Annotated in this window: 14 protein-coding genes and 1 riboswitch; of the genes, 3 read left to right on the top strand and 11 right to left on the bottom strand. The window is 43.4% G+C overall.

Annotation, left to right across the window (positions count from 1 at the left end):
- Nucleotides 1–66: 66 nt before the first annotated feature.
- From G632_RS0110105 to G632_RS0110070, 7 genes are all read right to left on the bottom strand, one after another.
- A complete protein-coding gene (locus G632_RS0110105) occupies nucleotides 67–693 on the bottom strand; it encodes a precorrin-8X methylmutase (RefSeq protein WP_022768996.1) in 627 nt (208 codons plus the stop codon).
- 9 nt (nucleotides 694–702) lie between these two features.
- On the bottom strand, nucleotides 703–2,163 hold the full coding sequence (locus tag G632_RS0110100) for a cobyric acid synthase (RefSeq protein ID WP_022768995.1): 1,461 nt from the start codon (nucleotides 2,161–2,163) through the stop codon (nucleotides 703–705).
- An 8-nt stretch (nucleotides 2,164–2,171) separates the two neighbouring features.
- On the bottom strand, nucleotides 2,172–3,659 hold the full coding sequence (locus tag G632_RS19595; protein WP_022768993.1) for an ABC transporter substrate-binding protein: 1,488 nt from the start codon (nucleotides 3,657–3,659) through the stop codon (nucleotides 2,172–2,174).
- Complete coding sequence (locus G632_RS19590) at nucleotides 3,646–5,262, bottom strand: sirohydrochlorin cobaltochelatase (RefSeq protein ID WP_022768992.1); 1,617 nt, start codon at nucleotides 5,260–5,262, stop codon at nucleotides 3,646–3,648. The genes G632_RS19595 and G632_RS19590 overlap by 14 nt, the downstream gene beginning before the upstream one ends.
- Nucleotides 5,263–5,409: 147 nt before the next feature.
- A riboswitch (cobalamin riboswitch) is annotated at nucleotides 5,410–5,610 on the bottom strand.
- A 45-nt stretch (nucleotides 5,611–5,655) separates the two neighbouring features.
- The gene (locus tag G632_RS21205) at nucleotides 5,656–8,538 is read right to left on the bottom strand and encodes an ATP-binding response regulator (RefSeq protein WP_196802286.1); all 2,883 of its coding nucleotides are present in this window, start codon (nucleotides 8,536–8,538) and stop codon (nucleotides 5,656–5,658) included.
- 53 nt (nucleotides 8,539–8,591) lie between these two features.
- The gene (locus tag G632_RS21200; protein WP_022768989.1) at nucleotides 8,592–11,120 is read right to left on the bottom strand and encodes a bifunctional diguanylate cyclase/phosphodiesterase; all 2,529 of its coding nucleotides are present in this window, start codon (nucleotides 11,118–11,120) and stop codon (nucleotides 8,592–8,594) included.
- A gap of 174 nt (nucleotides 11,121–11,294) precedes the next feature.
- On the bottom strand, nucleotides 11,295–12,941 hold the full coding sequence (locus tag G632_RS0110070) for a SulP family inorganic anion transporter (protein WP_022768988.1): 1,647 nt from the start codon (nucleotides 12,939–12,941) through the stop codon (nucleotides 11,295–11,297).
- A 187-nt stretch (nucleotides 12,942–13,128) separates the two neighbouring features.
- Here G632_RS0110070 and G632_RS0110065 point away from each other — a divergent pair, with 187 nt between their 5' ends.
- From G632_RS0110065 to G632_RS0110055, 3 genes are all read left to right on the top strand, one after another.
- Entirely contained in the window at nucleotides 13,129–13,344 is a 216-nt protein-coding gene (locus tag G632_RS0110065; protein WP_022768986.1) for a hypothetical protein, read from the top strand.
- Nucleotides 13,345–13,468: 124 nt separating this feature from the next.
- Nucleotides 13,469–13,768 carry an STAS domain-containing protein gene (locus G632_RS0110060; RefSeq protein WP_022768985.1) on the top strand — a complete coding sequence of 100 codons (300 nt, stop codon included), beginning with the start codon at nucleotides 13,469–13,471 and terminating at the stop codon, nucleotides 13,766–13,768.
- 14 nt (nucleotides 13,769–13,782) lie between these two features.
- Nucleotides 13,783–14,313, top strand: coding sequence for a hypothetical protein (locus G632_RS0110055; RefSeq protein WP_022768983.1), 531 nt, complete (start codon nucleotides 13,783–13,785; stop codon nucleotides 14,311–14,313).
- A 168-nt stretch (nucleotides 14,314–14,481) separates the two neighbouring features.
- Here G632_RS0110055 and G632_RS0110050 read toward each other — a convergent pair whose 3' ends face one another.
- From G632_RS0110050 to G632_RS0110035, 4 genes are all read right to left on the bottom strand, one after another.
- Nucleotides 14,482–16,344: a peptide ABC transporter substrate-binding protein gene (locus G632_RS0110050; protein ID WP_022768982.1), complete on the bottom strand. Its 1,863-nt coding sequence runs from the start codon at nucleotides 16,342–16,344 to the stop codon at nucleotides 14,482–14,484.
- Nucleotides 16,345–16,443: 99 nt separating this feature from the next.
- Complete coding sequence (locus G632_RS0110045; protein ID WP_022768981.1) at nucleotides 16,444–17,451, bottom strand: ABC transporter ATP-binding protein; 1,008 nt, start codon at nucleotides 17,449–17,451, stop codon at nucleotides 16,444–16,446.
- Entirely contained in the window at nucleotides 17,448–18,437 is a 990-nt protein-coding gene (locus G632_RS0110040) for an ABC transporter ATP-binding protein (protein ID WP_022768979.1), read from the bottom strand. The genes G632_RS0110045 and G632_RS0110040 overlap by 4 nt, the downstream gene beginning before the upstream one ends.
- A gap of 16 nt (nucleotides 18,438–18,453) precedes the next feature.
- Entirely contained in the window at nucleotides 18,454–19,512 is a 1,059-nt protein-coding gene (locus tag G632_RS0110035) for an ABC transporter permease (RefSeq protein WP_022768978.1), read from the bottom strand.
- Nucleotides 19,513–19,515: the final 3 nt, after the last annotated feature.

Below are 19,515 nucleotides of genomic sequence, written 5' to 3'. Positions count from 1 at the left end.
GTCACCGGGGACGTTTCAGATTGACTCATTGCACACAATGAGTCAATCTGAAACGTCCCCAGTGACTCACATGTTATATAGAATCGAGTTGCAGATAGCTGCTGCAACTCCGCTTCCGCCTTTTCTTCCCGCATTGATTATATAGGGAACGTCCATGTTTCTGATCAGGTCTTTTCCCTCGACCACGTTTACAAAGCCCACCGGGACTGCGATTATGAGCTCAGGTCTAAAGCCCTTTTCCTGCCATAATCTGTTAAGGCTTGCAAGAGCTGTGGGCGCGTTGCCGATAGCAAAGATCAGCGGAGCATTTATCTCAATTGCCTTCTCCATGCTGATATAAGCTCTGGTCACACCTCTCTCCTTAGCCAGCTTTGCCACTTCTTCATCTGCCATGAAGCAGTGAACTCCTCCCCCATACCCTGCAAGAGTTTTCTTGTTAATGCCTGCAAGTGCCATGTTGGTGTCGGTTACAATATGTGCTCCGCTCCTGATGGCAGCCTTGGCTTTTTGTATCACGCCTTCAGAAAACTCCAGCGTATCAGCATACTCAAAATCAGCCGTGGTGTGAATAACCCTTACCACGGTAGGCTCTACCTCTTCAGGAATGATCTTCCCGGCCTCTGCAAGCTCTTTTCTGATAATGCGAAAGCTTTCTTTTTCAATTTCCGATGGCAGTATTTCCTTAAATCCCATAGTTTCTTCCTATATTCCGATGGCCCTGTAGATTAGGTCTAAATCAAGACTTTCTCTAAGACAATCAGCAAGTTTATCAAGCTCTTTTTCCAAGACCATGGAGTGACTCTCAATCTTTGGAACAGGCTTTTTTATTTTCTTTCTCTCAAAGAGAATTGATAACAGCCCCTCTGCAATCTCAGGCTCATCAAAGAAGCCGTGGATATAAGTTCCAAGAACACTCCCCTCTGTTATAACCCTGTCCGACTTCCAATCAGCCTGTGTCCTTCCCATGTGGATCTCATAGCCTTTATACTTCTTCCCGTTCAGGTTTTCGTAAACGCCGCTTATATTTGAGAGAACACCTTCCACCTGCTTTAGGTCTTTCTCATCAGCAAAGGTCGTATCCGCAGGCAAAAGACAAAGTCCCGCCTCTTTACTCTGATCTGCGCCTTCACCTTCAATACTCCTTCCAAGGATCTGGAAACCACCACAGATTCCAACCACTAAGGTCCCTCCTAAAGAAGCTGTCCTTACGGCACTATCAAGTCCTTTTTCCTTCATCCACTTAAGGTCGGATAATGTATTCTTTGTTCCGGGTATAATAACAAGATCGGCTTCGGCAACGGCTCCAGCCTCCTGGGTATAGATTAATTCCACGTCTTCGATATTTTCAAATACTGAATAGTCTGTGTAATTACTGATAAATGGAAGTCTTATGACAGCGATTTTCACCTTACTGCCACCTTTAAATCCATCCCTTTCCTTTAGTATATCAGAAAGGGAATCCTCCTCATCAAGAGAAAGCTCCATGTAAGGAACAACTCCTGCAAAAGGAATGTCGCAGTACTCCTTAAACATCGTAAGCCCCGGCGTAAGGAGCGAAACATCTCCTCTGAACTTGTTGATGATAAGTCCCTTTACCCTGTCTCTTTCATCTTTCGGCATAAGACTTACCGTGCCAAGGAGCTGTGCAAAAACGCCGCCGGGGTCTATGTTTCCAACAAGAAGAACCGGTGCATCCACAAGCTCTGCAAGTCCCATGTTCACAATATCTTCGCTTCTTAGATTGATCTCCACGGGGCTTCCTGCGCCCTCAATGACAATGATATCCGTATCCTGTGAGAGCCTCTCATAGGCTGCCATTATATCCGGCACATATTTTCTCTTATTCTTAAAGTACTCCCTTGCATCCATATCACCTATGGGAAGTCCGTTCACGATAACCTGTGAAGCCCGCTCCCCTGTAGGCTTTAAAAGTATGGGGTTCATATCGGAGGATACTTCTCTGCCGGCAGCCAGAGCCTGCAGAGCCTGAGCCCTTCCGATCTCTCGTCCGTTAGGAGTGACATAGGAATTAAGGGCCATGTTCTGGGACTTAAAAGGCGCGACTCTAAAACCCTCCTGCCTTAAAAGGCGAAGGATTCCGGCCGTCAATATGCTCTTTCCGGCGCCACTCATGGTGCCCTGTATCATCAGATTTTTAGCCAAGTATGTCCTCACTTCAGTTTGTAGAAAAACTCCGTTGTCTCTTTTCCCTCTGCAATAACCTCGAAGAGGTCAGAAATAATTGTTCCTGCTTTATTGGTAAACTGATACAGCGATTTATCACAGGCCCATACATCGCCGCTTTGAACTGCCTTAAAGTCCTTAAAGGTCACGTCCATATCCGCAAGTGCCTTAAGATCCTTTGGCGCATCCTGTATCGTTCCGTTGTAGATCAGAATATCCGCATCCTTAGCATAGTCATAGAAGGCCTCTATGCTGACAGTAACCGATGATGCAGCTTTTTCATCGCTCTCTGTATCCGGTGCAAGGTAAACTCCGCCGGCCTTTTCTATCATTTTAACAAAGTAATCGTTTCTTTTTCTGGTGACTATCTGGTGACTTGAGTTAAGGGAAAAGAATGCAACGCTCTTGCCTTCAACGCCTTCAAGATCAATATCTTCCACCATATTGCGCTGTTTCATAAAAGCTTTATCTGCTTCATCTTCCCTATCGCAAAAGGCACCATAGACCTTGATCCACTCAAGCCTTCCAAGCGGATCTTCCTCATAACTGGACCTGTCAATAAAGGTCGCAATTCCCAGTTTTTCGAGCTTTTCCAAAACTTTTGGAGTGTGCAATATCATGGTGTTTTCAATCACCAGATCCGTCCCCTTCTCCATCATCATCTCGTAGTCGGGAGCGCTGTATTTTCCGCCATACACCAATTCCCCCGCCTTCATGGCATTTATGGCAGACTCAATGTACCAGTCCTCCTGCTTTGTTCCTGAGAGGCTTATCTTATCAACCGCTCCCAGTTCATCAAACTGACACATAACGGCTGACGCAGCAAGATATATGCTTGTAAGCGGCTTTTTGATGATAAAGGTATCCGGAGCATCGATGGCCGGTGCATCAAGTCCATCCGGCACTACAACGTAATTCCTGCCATCACTTACCGCCACCACCAAAAGGTCTTTTTCATATCTGTGTATCTTATACTCTTTTGCAAAAGAGTTTTCGTCTGTTGAAATATATGTAAAGCCCGCAATATCAATAGGTGACATGTCAGATGTTCTTGCTGCATCTATCACCTCTTCTTCCGGGGCACTACTTTCATCTCCAATATTAAAAACAAGTGTGTAATCAATAAGATGAGGCGTTCCCATGGCAGTGGTATCCGCCTGAACTTTCATCTCTTTTTTCAGTCTAACAGGAATCTGAAACTCTGATCCCTCATCCGTACTGATGGGATAGTAGGTCTTTCCACCCACGATCATATAATCATAGTTTGAGCTGCTCCAGATAATATCTGCAACAGCCTTTCCTCCCGTGACAGTAATATTGCACGGGCTTTGTATGTTTGCCTTCCCCGATCCTCCCGATAAAGTAACGGAAGCGGCATAATTCCCATCGGGAATCCTGCCGCATCCGGACAATAACAAGAGCATTATCAGGATCAGCAAATAATGCTTAATGTTAATAGTCTTATTTAAGTGCACTCTTTACATGCTCCACATAAAGTTTCTGAACATCTTCAATTCTTCCAAGGCCTGATATCTGACACTGAACAGCTTCAAAAGAGCCATCGGCTTCAAATCCGCTCTTCCAGGAATCCTCATCATCTCCGGCCATATCGTTGTTGGCATGATCGCCTGCAACAACCATGAGAGGTCTGAGTACAACCTTCTTGTATCCGGCTTCCTTAACCTTATTTATAACCTCTGAAAGCTCAGTCTCTTCAGGCTCGCCCTCAACGGTTCCGATGAATACGTTCTTGTAGCCAAGCTCATCCATTTGGGTCTGCATCTGAGAGTATGTGATCTTAGCTGTGTGAGATGTTCCGTGTCCCATAAATACAAATGCAACACCGACATTCTCTGCATTTTCAAGAGAATCAAAGCCTGCCTCATATACAGAAGCCTGTGTAACTGCCTTGGCAACAGTTTCCTTATCGGCATTGATGACTGTCGCATCTTTTCCTACTTCTCCGAGAAGAGGCTCTGAAATTACTACCTTTTCAAACTTATCTTCATATTTATCTACAGCTTCTATAAGCTCGTCATACTCTGCGCCATGCATAAGGTGTGTGGGCTGGATCACAAGCTCTTTTACACCGTTTGAAACTGCACGCTCAAGAGCCTGCTCAACGTTGTCAATCTTCTCACCGTCTCTTGCGTAAATATGATTGATAATGATCTGAGCTGTGAATGCTCTTCTTACGCTGTAATCAGGATATGCTTCTGCAAGCGCCTTCTCGATTCCGCCGATATCCTCTGCTCTACTGTCGTTAAAGCTTGTTCCAAAGCTTACAACAAGGAGCTCTTTCTCTCCGATCTCATCTGCGTTTAAAGGATCATCAATAGAAGCATCTCCTGTGTCATTACCGAAGTAATCAGGATCAGCAAACTCGCCTTCAACCAGCTCTTTCTGCTCATCTGTAAGTTCGTCCCATGCCTTCTTGGCAGCTTCACACTCAGCATAGGTGTTATCTGTATAAGTCTGGACATAGATTGCGTCAATAAGCTCAGCTACCTTATCTGCCATAGCCTGATCATCCTCCCCGGCATCTTCCTGAACATCTGATACAACTACTTTGTGGTCATACCACTTCTCTTTAGTTCCGATAAGTGCAAGATCAAATTCCTGATCAAGGTATGGAACGGGAACATCAAAGCCATTTACTTCCTCAGTTGTACCGTCCTCATAAGTAACTGTATCTGTAGTGGGCTCAAGGAGTACTGCTCCATCCTTCTGAGCATCCTCAGCAGTTCCGGGGAAGAGGTTTACAATGTTCTTGGATGGAAGTGTGATGTGGATTGTCATCTGGCCATCCTTGACAGTAAGAGTACCTCTGTCTCCATAAGCTTCATTTATATGGAACATGCTTCCGTCTGTTGTAAACTTTGCGCTGTAAACGCCATCCTCTAAGGCTGCCTCAGCATTTGTTTCTTCTGGCGCTGCTTCAGTTACTTCTTCTGCCGCCTCCTGCGACGTCTCCTCTGCCGGAGCCTCCTGCGCGCTCTGCTCCGCTGCTGTACAACCTGCCAGCATACTGACTGACAAAGCTGCCACCATGAACATTCCTAGAAATTTCTTTTTCATAATAGCCTCCTGTTTTTTATTCATGGGCATTAAAAAATCCCTTGTTTTCACAAGGGATTGGCTATCTGTTGCACAGCAAAACAAAGCAAGATCCATGCTCCTGCTTTTATTTCTTCGTACCGTCAATTCCTCGTGACTTAGGATTTCTCCCATGTACAGCGACTGGCAGGTCTCCCGACTTATCGAGTAGCCTTACGGCTTTGCTCTTTAAACCTTCCCGGATTTCTCCAGTGGCATACATAAAGAGCTCTCGAAACACGGTGACGAGATCGCGCAGGACTTGCACCTGCTTCCCTTTTCACCTGCACGGCCAAACGGCCCGCAGACACCATCCGCTTTATTTAACTTACTTTGCTATAATACCACACCTGTCAAGAAAGAGAAAACAGTTCCTTAAGTAAGGACATCTGTAAGGACTTCTATCATGTTCTTTACATCTATAGGCTTTGCTATATGGGCATTCATTCCCGCATCTTTGGCCTTTTTGACATCTTCCGCAAAAGCATTGGCCGTCATGGCAATTACAGGTATCTTTCTTCTCTCTTCATCATCGAGCTCTCTTATGGCTTTCGTCGCTTCATAGCCACCCATGACAGGCATCTGAATATCCATAAGAACTGCGTTGTAGTAACCCGGTTCAGCAGCCTTTACTTTGTCCACAGCTTCTTTTCCATTCTCTGCAGTCTCTACAGTAAAGCCCTGCTTCTCCAGCAGCTTAATCGCAATCTGCCTGTTTATGGGCATATCATCTGCAAGAAGAAGTCTCATGGAACTGAAGTCTGCAACTCCTGCCCTATTCTTTGCTTCAATTGCCTCTGTTTCTTTCTGTATATCTTCCTGGCTCTGTCTATCCAGCGATAGCTTTACAATAAACTCAGAGCCCTTGTTTTTCTTGGAATTAACCGTAATGGTTCCGCCCATGAGATCAACTATATTCTTTACAATGCTCATTCCAAGGCCGGTTCCCTGAATGCCACTTACAGTCGTATCTTTTTCTCTCTCAAAGGCTTCAAATACTTTCTTTGTAAACTCCTCGGACATACCGATTCCGTTGTCCTTAACGCTTATCATATAATCTGCGCAGCCGTCAACAACAGCTGTAGTCTGCTTTAAGGTAACCGATATACTGCCGCCCTCAGGAGTGAATTTATAGGCATTGCTGATAAGGTTAAGCAGTACTCTGTTAAGTCTGTTTATATCACAGTAAACATGCGGATCCTTTAGATCTATGCATTCCACTTTAAACGTAATATTCTTCTCGTGCATCTGCAGTTCAAAGAGATCTCTAACATCCTCAAAGGTCTTGCTTAAGTTTACAGGAACAGGCTCAAGGTCCATCCTTCCGCTCTCGATTCTGCTCATCTCAAGGACGTCATTTATAAGTGCCAGCAAATGATGGCTGGATCCTTTTATCTTATGCAGATAATCCTTTAGTTCTTCATGGGTAACAGCTTCATCCTCAGCTAAATTGATATAGCCGATAATGGCATTCATAGGAGTCCTTATGTCATGGGACATATTGGACAAAAAGACCGTCTTGGCCCGGCTTCTCTCATTGGCCTTGATGGACTCAACTGAAGCAGCCTTCTCTCTCCTTGACATAATCCTGTAAATGCTGAACATGATCACAAGAGCAATAATGATTAGACTCATCTGGATCAGGCTGTTTCTTGTAAGAACATGATCTACATTTACCAGCTGTTCCTGTATATATGCTTCTGTTCTTTCAGTGGTATCAATATCCTTGCCGGTGCTCTGGCTCTCATAGTAATCCTTTATGTTTCCGACAATATCTTTTGTCATGTCGTCGGTAGCTCTTTTAATCCACATTAGTGATGTGAAGAAAATCAGGAACAGGAGGGTCACCCAGACAACCGTTGATTTGCCGTATCTTCTTTCCGTATCCTTTTCAAATACGAACCTGAACCACAAGAACCCCAAAATACTCCAGGTCGCCAATATCAGATAGGACTCAGTTGACATAGCTTCTGCTGAAGACATCATAAAGAACAGGAAGAATAAAGCACTCATGACAATGCCTATTATGCCTGTTATCTCAACCTTCCTATTGTCCTCTTTTTTGGCAGTGGCAAGAGCCGCAGCTGAAGTATAGGCGTATGCTATTGTAGCTCCGATTGTTGTCACATCGACGATCCATCCTATGGCAGTCCTGCCAAGAAGCGGGATGAAAAGAGATATGCACATGATAAAAACAAGGGCATTCTTAGGATTCTTTTCCTCATTGAGCTTTGCAAACCACTGTGGAAGCATTCCCTCATCAGCCATGTAGAACATCAGCCTGCTGGCAGCGATAAAGTTGCCGATAAGGCCTGTTATTATTCCTGCAAAAGCAGCAAGTCCCAGTATAAATACGCCACTGCTTCCCATGGTATCAGAAACAACATGAAATGTGGGCAGTCCCTCTATACCGGAGAGATTACCAATATCCCTTATATAATCAAGCCAGGTTGAATACTCCTCATCAACATGTGCCACAGCTATCTGCGCAAGCAGCAGATAAGATAATACTGCTGTAAAAAGAGCTATCGCCATGATGCGAAGACTTCTTTTTGCAGGGAACTTGAATCCCGCAGCTGAGTTTGAGATGGATTCAAAACCTACAAAGGCCCAGGGTGAAAGAGCCGCAATTATAAATATCTGGTTGATCTTACTGCCTTGATTACTTACAAAATAAGGTCTTGGAGGAATCAGGATATTGCCGTCCACACCTGCAACAAATGCTGCACAAATGATAATTCCAAAGATGAGAATAAGCGCAAAGATCACCTGCAAAGTAAAGGCAATTCTTTTTCCTCTGATGCAGCATATTCCGCAAATAAGGACCGCTGCCACTGATAGCAGCACTTCTCCAAGATATACGTCATATCCAAGGATCACATAGTGGAAACCAAACTGAAAAGTGCTTCCTAAGAGAAATTTACTGATAAGCCCAAGGGCAGATGCATTGGCCCAAAGGATTGCGATATACACAAGAACCAGAAACCATGCACTCATAAAGCCATGGTCATGACCAAAGGTTCTAAGCGTATAGGTGAGAGTTCCTCCGCCATCCGGGAACTTGTTCATCAGATAGTGGTAATTGGCACCGATTATGAACATGACAATGGCGCCGATGATAAGGCCCACAAAAGTTCCGACAGGGCCTGCCTTTGGAAGGAACGTTGTTCCGGGCATGACAAAAGCCCCCCATCCCACGGCACATCCAAAGGAAAGCGCCCATATATGAATGGGATACAGATATTGATCAAACTTCATTTTATTATTGCCATTTGGCGTTGTATCCGTCCGGATCATCTCCCTTTTCAAACTTATTTCTTAAGTTCTTTCTTGTTCCTGTACATTTCCTCATCTGCACGTTTAAAGACATCTGCTACAGTTTCATTCCCCTTAAACCTGCTCATTCCGGCTGCTATTACAACATCGCCTTTTTGCTTATTCCTCATGTTGTGCTTTCTCATTTTCAGCATCAGAGCATCAATATTGAGATAATCATAGCCTTGCGCTATAACCACAAATTCATCGCCGCCAACCCTGTAGGCCGGACTGTGCTTAAAAATACGACAGATGGTATCGCATCCATGCTTAATGAACCTATCTCCCTCCTGATGGCCGTAAGTATCATTTATCTCTTTAAGGCCATTTAAGTCAAAGACACAGATTGCAAAAGAAGGTGTGTATTTCTCCTCTATTCTTGTATTTAATATCTTTTCCATCTCAACATAGGCATGCTTATTCTTGACGCCGGTAAGCTCATCAAGGTTTGCCTTTACCTCTGCTGCATTAAGGCTTATGGCATATTCCTGCTCGCGTCTTATCTTTTCATCAATATCAAAGATACCGACTATAAGCTTTTCTTCGCCGTCCTCCATGGTCAGAGTAGCCCTTAACTGAACATATTTGGGCTCTCCATTAATGATTGCTCTGTGTTCATTCTCAAACATGCCTGTCTTAAGTATCTGCTCATAGACATTTTCTTTGGTAAAAGCAGTCAGGAATGCATCCAGATCTTCATGATAGATACTCTTGTCGGCATTCTTTATGACGTCTACAAAGAAATCTTTTCCTTCACTTTCTATATTCAAATCCGTAGAATTTCCACCCGGATTATACTTGTAATATTCCTGAGTTCTTGGATCAATCGTGAAGATAAAAATAAAGTTTCCGGTCAGCGCACCTATTCTGGAATAAACAATGCTCTCTTCCTTAGCTCTTTCAACAATCTCCCTGCTCTTTATCTGATTGTCGACGTTATTGATTCCGATAATAACATGATTGGCTGCGTCATTTGTCTTTACTCCCTTGATGCTTACATATGTTGGAGCACCGCCCAGCATCATTCGAGTAACCATTGAAAAGAGACCATTCTCCCTGATCTGCTTTATGAAGTTATCCTTGGTAAACTCAGCTTTGAAGTTCTCAACATCCTCAGAATATATCTCAAAATCTATAGTATTCTTCTCAAGGTCAAAATAGTCATTTCCAAGCCTTTCAAAGGTTATATCCCTGCTATCTCCGTCAGGAGTATATTCTGCAAAAGTCTCTGTATCCAGATCTACAAAATACAGCTTGATATAGTCCTCAGAAAGAGCCCTTGCCACATAGTTATAGGTAAGCCCCTCATTACTTGCTATATCAGAAGCCGATAATATGGCCACCGCTACAGCTGCAACACCTGTAACAGGATTTACCGCCACCCTTCTGATGAACATCTGTATGGTATGACCACTGGCTGTAATGTCGTCTATTATTACCCTCTCTCCGTTTTTAGCACACTGTCTTATAGCATTATAAGAGTAATTTCCCGGGCCTTTACTTACAGTATCGTAAAAGATCTCCTTCCTGTTTTTGCCGTCAGGAAAATAATCCAGGACAAAACGTCTGTAGCTTCTGTTACATCTGACGAAGGTTGCCTTCTTATCATCAAGTGCAAAAATAACCATAGGGATGGTATCAAAGTATTTATTTAAATCCTTTTCATCGGTTTTCGAAGCTGCAAGATCGTATAGATTAACTCTGCCAAGGGTTTCAAAATATCCCGCCTCTGCAGGATTCTCAAACCCAATCTGTATTCCCCTGATATTTCTGTCAACAATATCTGCAAAAGAAATAGGCCTGGTATAGTAATTCCCCTGCAATTTGACGCAGCCTATTTCTTTCAGGAAATCCACTTGAGTCTTTGTTTCAACGCCCTCAGCCACAGTGTCCATACCGAGTGCCAATGCTGTCTTTACCAGCTCAGTAACAATGATCTTTCCGGCATCAGACTTATCTATTTCCTCTATAAAAACCTTGTCTATCTTCAAAAGATCAAAGTGCACCTTAAGAAGGATCAGCATTGAAGCATATCCGCTTCCGTAGTCATCCATCCATACCTTTACTCCCCCGGCTCTGAAGCGATCCACCACCTTTTTCATGCGATCAATGTCCAAAGACATTGTCCTCTCCGAAATTTCAATAGAAATCTTGTCTCTTGTAAAGCCATAGGAATCTATTAAGGCTGTGATCTCCGAAACCATGTCACAGCACTCAAAGTCTGAGGCAGCAAGATTTATGGATTCAGACACAACATAGTAGCCCTGTTCGGACTGCTCCTTCATTTTCTTAAGGACTCTCTCAACCATATAAAGGTCAAGTTTGTAGGTCAGCTTTGCCTCATCAAGTGCAGGAACAAATTCTGAAGCTGTAAAGGTTCCCATTTGGGGATCTATCCACCTCGAATAGGCTTCCTCATCGGAAACCTTACCACTTGCAGCACGAACAAGAGGCTGATGATAAGCCTTTATCCATTCCTCTTTAATGGCTCTGTCCAAATTGTCAATAAAGTAGCTTTTATCCAAAAGATGGTCCTTTCATCGCCAATTTCATAAATATAGTGTAATACATTTTTCTTCTAAAAAACGTATTTTTATAATTATTTTACCATTATATTATATTTGGATTAACCCAATAAAAAAGTGCAACCATCTATATTTTTAGGATGATTGCACCTTTATTTATGAACTGATTTTTATTCAAATTTCAGCTGCACGCTTTAAGGCATCGTCAATGTGAGGCTGAAAGTTCTCTCTGCCTACAAGATCAACAAATCCGTCCTTCTCCATAGTAGCCATAGGCTGCTCATTTACATGGGAAAAGACAAGCTGAACACCGTTTTCTTTGCATCTTTCATAGAGCTGTTCAAAGGAGTGCATAGCTGTTGCATCAATTGCAGGAACTCCACGCATACGGATTACAAGTGATCTTGTGAAGTCCTTAAAGCCGATCTCTGCGATCATATCAGCATCACCGAAGAACATAGGTCCGCTGATCTCATAGACTCTGACGTGCTTAGGAATATCTTTAAGCTCAGGTCCATCAGGATCTTCATCGGGGTCATAATACTTCCATCCTGTGATACCTGACTCGTCGCTCATTCTCTTCATGAACAGGAGGCATGCAAGGACCATACCGATCTCAATAGCTACTACAAGGTCAAATACAATAGTCAGTACAAAGGTGATGACAAGAACAAATACATCGCTCTTTGGAGCTGTCTTACAAAGATGTACGAAAGTTCTCCACTGGCACATGTTATATGCAACCATAAACAGGATTGCAGCTATGGTAGGCATAGGAATAAGCTTTGCAAATGGCATCAGTACTACAAGAACAAGAACCAGGCATAAAGAATGTACCATTCCGGCTATAGGTGTTCTTCCACCATTTTTGATGTTTGCCGCTGTTCTGGCAATAGCACCTGTTGCAGGGATACCACCAAAAAGTGCAGAACCGATATTACCTGCACCCTGAGCGATAAGCTCCATGTTTGATCTGTGGTGAGAGTTGATCATGGAGTCAGCTACAACACAGGATAACAATGATTCAATAGCTGCAAGGATTGCAATGGTAAAGCCGTCTCCTGCTACCGATCTGATTGTCTCAAAATCAAAGGCAGGAACATGAAGCTGTGGAAGTGTTCCCTTTATCTCATAAAGGTCTCCTATGGTGTTAACGTTAAGATTAAGAAGCTTCACCATTAGGATTCCAACGATAACTGCCACGAGAGATCCGGGAATCTTTTTGCTTACCTTGGGCCATACAATCTGAATAAGAAGGCAAACAACACCGACTACAAGAGCCCACACGTTGATGGTTCCGATGTTTGCACCTATGGCCTTCACCTTCTCCATTGTCTCAACTGTCTTGGTTCCTGCAGGATATGTTAATCCCAGGAAGTCCTTGATCTGTCCCACAAGGATTGTCACAGCAATACCTGCTGTAAATCCGGTTGTTATAGTATAAGGAATGAACTTGATAAGGGAGCCAAGTCTGAATACTCCCATGAGAATAAGAAGAATACCGGCAAATATAGTAGCAAGTGCCAGTCCTTCCATTCCCTTGGTTGCCACGATTCCGGCAACGATTGTTGCAAAAGCAGCTGTGGGGCCTGCTATCTGAACTCTTGAGCCACCTAAAAATGAAATAATAAAGCCCGCTACGATAGCTGTATAAAGACCTTCCTCAGGGCCAACACCCGATGCAAGAGCAAGGGCGATTGACAAAGGAAGTGCAATTATGGCAACTATGATTCCGGATACAACATCACTGCCAAACTGCTTTACACTATAGTGCTTCAGGTTTGAAAACAGCATTGGCTTTAATTTGTCTTTTGATTGCATGTTACTAACATCCTCCGCTAATACTAACATCATCTAAATAAATACACAGTTTTTAATTATATTACCATCTGCTAAAAAGTAAAGAAATATTTAGTGTGTGACATTACTGTGATAAAGCAAATGCTATTCTTTTAATATAACAAAGAGAGAGCGCTTCCCATCAGGGGAAAGTAAAGGAGAGAAAATTATGAAAGAAAGCACAAAACTGATTATCATCAAATCTATGATCAACACTGTTGTCACATGGCTGTTGTTTGCTATGATCCTTAGCGTTATAAATCATGTAGCTCTGGGGCAGTCACTTATCGAAATCCACACTATTCTGCTTGCAATTTTCGCCGGACTTGGCAGCTATGTCGGGTTCCTTAGAAAAGAGCTTGATGAAACATCCCATATTTCTTGAGAATTTTATGATGTTTTAATGATTAATCTCATTAATAATAGTGCACAAGCTATGCACAATTATGATAAAATAAGAACAATAAATCATATTATTGTTTCACCTACACACATTTAGGAGGAATGCTATGAATATCACAAAAACTGTTAATGGAGATCAGCTTAACATCGCGTTGGAGGGAAGACTTGATACAGGGACAGCACCTGAGCTTGAAAAGGTACTGAATGAGTCTCTTGATCAGGTTAAGGCTCTTACAATTGATATGTCCGCTCTTGAGTACATCTCTTCTGCAGGACTTAGAACTCTTCTCTCTGCTAAGAAGGCTCTTTACAACAAGGGTACAATTAAGATTGTCAACCCTAACGATATCGTTAAGGAAGTCTTTACCGTAACCGGATTCAGCAACATATTTGACATCGAGGGTTGAAAGGAGCAGAGACTATGAAATCAGACGTAATCGCTATTGATAACAAGGGTACCGGATTTAAAGAGGCAGTTGAAGCAACCAAGAAGCTTGCTGAATTCAATGGCCTTAATGCTACAGATTCACTTCATCTTCAGCTCTTTACAGAAGAAATGCTCAGCATGGTAAGGATCGTAACAGGTGAAGTTAAAGCTTCCTTCTGGGTTGATCAGGAAGATAAGACCTATGATCTCAATCTTACAACTGAGACCGTTATGGACAAGGATAAGAGAGCTACTCTCATCTCCGCATCCAGCTCAAGAAAGAACGAAGCTGCAGGAAGTTTCCTCGGAATGCTCAGAGATGCTTTTGAGCAGGCTATGACAGCTGATTCAGATAAAGTTTACTACGAGCTTCCCGATGACATCGCATCAGATGTAGTTGGTCACTTCGTAGATGATCCTGAGTATGATCAGTATGAAGCATCTGTTCTTAAAAAGCTTGCAGACGATGTTAAGATTGCCATCCGTGGTGGCAAGGTACACATGACTGTAAGAAAGGCTTTCTAAGACCGGAAACCTTTAAATAAACAAACTAATAAAAGAGCCGATACCAAATGGTATCGGCTCTCTTTTATTTCACAGTTTGTTTTCACAAGGTAGTTCTGCTCTCGCACTGCGTGCTCGCCAGAACAAAGTAGTACACTAGGCTCGAAAGGACCTCGCCAAGTGATTACTTTAGCCTGTGATTGTGCAGTACATGAAGTACTTGTATCCAAGAGGACTTGAGAAGAATCCCTTTACGTTGCTGCTGATCATGTAAAGATCTGTGTAGTAGTAGATAGGGCAGATGCAGCCTGTTGACATAAGAAGATCCTCTGCTCTGTGCATAAGCTCATAACGAGTCTTAACATCTGTGCAGGTCTTGATGTCGCTGATAAGTACATCATATGTCTCTGACCATGTGCCGTTCTCAACCTTTGTCTCGTAACCAAGATCTGTGATGTCAAGTGAGTAAGCCTGAACCTTAGCGTTGTCGCCCTTACCGAACTGAACATCGTTGTTACCTGACTGTGTTGTCCACATATCAAGGAATGAAATAGGATCGTTGTAGTCACCGAGCCAACCGTTACGTGCGATTGAGTAGTTACCTGCCTTACGTGTATCAAGGAATGTAGCCCACTCCTGGTTCTCAAGGTTCATTGTGATGCCGATACCAGCAAATGTAGCCTGGATAGCTTCAGCAATTGCCTTGTGTCCCTCTGATGTGTTGTAGAGGTATGTAAGTGTAGGGAAGTCTGTGAACTGCTGTGTAGCCTCATCAAATGTGTAGTACTTCTTGAGAGTCTCAAGAGCAGCACCCCAGTTAGCTTCGTAAGCATCCTCAGATACATCATAGTATCCGTTGAAGCTGTTTCCGCCGGCGTTCTCATAGAACTGTGATCCGTCAGCATCTGTAAGACCCATAGCTACGAATGAAGAAGCAGGAACCTGTCCACCCTGTGCTACGTCGTTTACGATGTAGTTTCTGTCGATGAGAAGTGCAAGTGCGTTACGAACTTCGTTCTCAGCAGCTGCCTTGTCAGCACCTGTAAGTGTGTTTGAAGCAGGAAGAATGTTCTCGTTGATGTTCCAGCATACATAGTATGTTCCAAGCTGACCAGCTGTTACGAACTCATCAGGATATGTCTCCTTAAGAGTAGCGATCTCGTTTGTAGGAACGTCATCGATCATCTGCCAGTCACCATTCTCGAAGTTAGCGAGCTGGTTGTTAGCATCATCTGAAAGGTAGAAGTTGATCTCTTCCATTGTGATCTTATCAGCATCATAGAAGTTATCGTTCTTTGTGATTGTGATAAGTGAGTTGTGATCCCAGCTTGTCATTGTGTATGCACCGTTACATACATAAGTTGAAGGATCTGTAGCCCATGCCTCGTTAGCAACTACATCTTCACGAACAGGCATGTATGTAGGGAATGCAAGAAGCTCATCCCAGTAAGCAACTGTGTTTGCAAGAGTAACCTCAAGAGTCTTGTCATCAATTGCGTTTACATTGAGCTTACCATCATCATATCCGTCTACTACCTCGAACATGTAGCCATAGTCAGCTGCTGTCTCAGGAGCGATTGCTCTGTTCCATGCAAATACGAAGTCACCTGCTGTTACAGGCTGTCCGTCTGACCATGTAAGACCATCTCTAAGTGTGTAAGTGTAAGTTACTGTTCCGTCGTCGTTTGTTACACCTTCAACGAGTTCCTCAGCACAGTCAGGCTGAAGCTCAAGATTTCCGCTTGCATCAAGGCCCCATTTAGCAAGACCTGAGAAGAGGTGGTTGATAAGTGTAGCACCGTCTACTGCAGAGTTAAGTGCAGGATCAAGTGATGCAGGCTCTGAAGCAAGACATACATTGATCTTCTGCTCTCCAACAGGCTCAGCTGCAGGAGCTTCTGCCTGAGTGTCAGCTGCTGTATCAGCAGGTGCAGCTGCCTCCTGAGTATCTGTTGAAGCAGGTGTCTCAGCAGGAGTAGCGCTGTTGCCGCAAGCAGCAAGGCTCAGTACCATGCAAGATGCAAGTACTAAAGAAACTAACTTCTTTTTCATAATTTTCCTCCTTATTATGAATGAGTTTTTATAAAAAATACGGCATTCACCATATTCTTTACCATTTTACCATATATTGTGCACTTCTTAAAATAAAATTTAATTTAGCACAATCTTGTTCTGGATCTTTGATACGTCTTCAATATGATGACAAGCAACAAAGTGTCCGCTGCTAACCTCTTTAAACTCAGGCATTGAAGCAGCACAAGCCTCATCAGCATAAGGACATCTGGTTCTGAAAGGACATCCTGAAGGAGCATTAAGAGGACTTGGTATATCACCTGAGAGGACAATACGCTTGTTAGCTCTTGCGATCTTAGGATCCGGAATAGGTACTGATGATATAAGTGACTTACTGTAAGGATGCATAGGATTGTCATAGATCTCATTTGCATCAGCAAGCTCAACCATCTTACCAAGGTACATAACAGCAATTCTGTCACTGATATGTCTTACAACCAGAAGGTCATGGGCGATAAACAGATATGTAAGCCCAAGCTTATCCTGGAGTTCGTCAAACATATTGATAACCTGAGCCTGAATTGAAACGTCAAGCGCAGATACAGGTTCGTCACAGACGATAAATTCAGGGTTAACTGCAAGTGCTCTTGCGATACCGATACGCTGTCTCTGTCCGCCGGAGAACTCGTGAGCATATCTTGATGCATGCTCTGAGTTAAGTCCTACGTAATTCATGAGCTCAAGGATTCTCTCTCTTCTCTCCTCTTTGGAGCTGCAGAGGTTATGCACATCCAGAGGCTCACCGATAATATCGGATACTGTCATTCTTGGGTTCAGTGATGAATAAGGATCCTGGAAAACCATGGTGGCTTTCTTTCTGAACTCATGAATGTCTTCTTTTGTCTTAATAAGCTTGCCATCGTACCAGATCTCTCCGTCAGTGGGCTTATAGAGGTTTAGGATGGTACGTCCTACTGTAGTCTTACCACAGCCTGACTCACCAACAAGTCCAAGTGTCTCACCTTTTTTGATGGTAAAAGACACATCGTCAACTGCCTTAAGTGGTTTGCTCTTAAAGAATCCTACGTTTACATTGAAGTATTCCTTAAGGTGCTTTATTTCAACAAGGTTCTTATTCTCGCTCATGCTTTTTCACCGCCTTCCATCTGCTTTTTAACATTCATCCAGCAGCCTGCCGCATGATCGTCATTAATCTGCATACGCTCTGCTCTCTCGCGAAGGCAGATCTTCATGGCATTATCGCATCTTGGTGCAAAAGGACATCCCTTAGGCATGTTCAGAAGGTCGATAGGTGTTCCTGTGATAGGTTCAAGCTTCTCACCGTCATTGCCCTCTGTAGGGATAGAACGAAGAAGTCCCTTTGTATACTCGTGACAAGGATTGTAGAAAATCTCATCAGCAGTTCCCTGCTCGCAGATTGAACCTGCGTACATAACGATAACCTCGTCGCACATCTGAGCTACAACACCAAGGTCGTGAGTGATCATGATGATAGCCATTCCAAGCTCTTCCTGAAGTGACTTCATAAGATCAAGGATCTGTGCCTGAATAGTAACATCAAGAGCTGTTGTAGGCTCATCCGCAATAAGGATATCAGGTTCGCAGGCAAGAGCCATAGCGATCATAACACGCTGTCTCATACCGCCTGAGAACTCATGTGGGTACTGATTCATTCTCTTTTCAGGCTCATTTACGTTAACGAGTCTTAACATCTCAATAGCTCTTTCACGAGCCTGTTCTTTATTTCTGTCTGTATGGAGCAGAATTGCCTCCATAAGCTGATGTCCGATTGTATAAGTAGGATTAAGTGATGTCATGGGATCCTGGAAAATGATTGAAACCTTATTTCCACGAACCGTCTTCATGACTTTCTCACCGGCGCCGACAAGCTCCTGTCCGTCGAGCTTGATCGATCCGGATACGATCTTACCGGTTCCTGCCAGGATCTGCATTATTGAATATGCAGTAACTGACTTACCACTTCCGGACTCTCCTACGATTCCCAGGACCTTACCTCTGTCCAGGTTAAAAGATATACCATTAACTGCCTTTACCTCACCTGCATCAGTAAAGAATGAGGTATGCAGATCTCTTACTTCTAATAATCTCATTATTCTTGCCTCCAAATTAAGTATCCAGCTTAGGATCAAATGCGTCGCGAAGTCCATCACCAAAGAGGTTCAGTGAAAGAACTATCAGCGAAATAACAATTGCGGGAATTATCAGTCTGTATGGATAAGATGAAATTCCGTTCAGCGCATCAGAAGCAAGTGAGCCAAGTGATGGCATAGGCGCATTAACACCAAGTCCGAGGAATGAAAGGTAACTCTCGGTGAAGATAGCGCTCGGGATCTGAAGTGCAGTTGAAATAATGATTACTGAGAAGCAGTTAGGGATGAGGTGCTTTAAGATGATCCATTTACCCTTAGCACCTGCAGCCTCAGCAGCAAGTACGTATTCCTGCTCACGGAGTGATAAGATCTGACCTCTTATAAGTCTCGCCATGGATACCCAGTACAGTACACCAAAGACTATGAACAAACTTATAATGTTCGAACCGATCTTGGCCAGGACCGTTCCGTCCAGAGCTCCTTCCATTACTACCTTAAGTACCGATGATAAAAGGATAACCATCAGCATATCGGGCAGCGAATAGATTATATCGACTATTCGCATTATGACAAGGTCCACGGCTCCTCCGGCATAACCGGCCACAGAACCGATGGTCATACCGATAATAAGTACGATAAGGCTGGCAAAGAAACCAACTGCCAGTGAAATACGTGTTCCGTATACAACACGGATGAAGTAGTCACGTCCCTGAGAGTCTGTACCGAAGATGTGAGGTACAACAGACTCACCGGCTTCTATTCTCTTAAGCTCTGACTTACCATACTCGAAAGGTCTAAGATCCTTGAAGCTGTTATCAACAGGCTTACCGGGTGTCATACCAAGCATGCTGTCATAGGAATAGGGCCAGAACATTGGGATAAAGATGGCTGCAAGAGCTATTATTATAATAATAAAGAAGCAAACCGTCGCTACCTTATTCTTAAGGAGTCTCTTTACAGAGTCCTTAAAGAATGTAGATGAAGGACGCATCTGCACCATATATTCTTTTTCTTCGTCGGTCGCAGGAATGAAATCATCCATATTGACCTGTGCACTTAACTTACTGATATCCATTAT

Origin of the sequence: Butyrivibrio sp. NC2007 (genome assembly GCF_000421405.1) — a bacterium.
In the GTDB taxonomy this organism is placed as follows: Bacteria; Bacillota; Clostridia; order Lachnospirales; family Lachnospiraceae; genus Butyrivibrio.
Note: the sequence above shows the minus strand (reverse complement) of the source record. Positions and strands in the feature narration are given on the sequence as shown.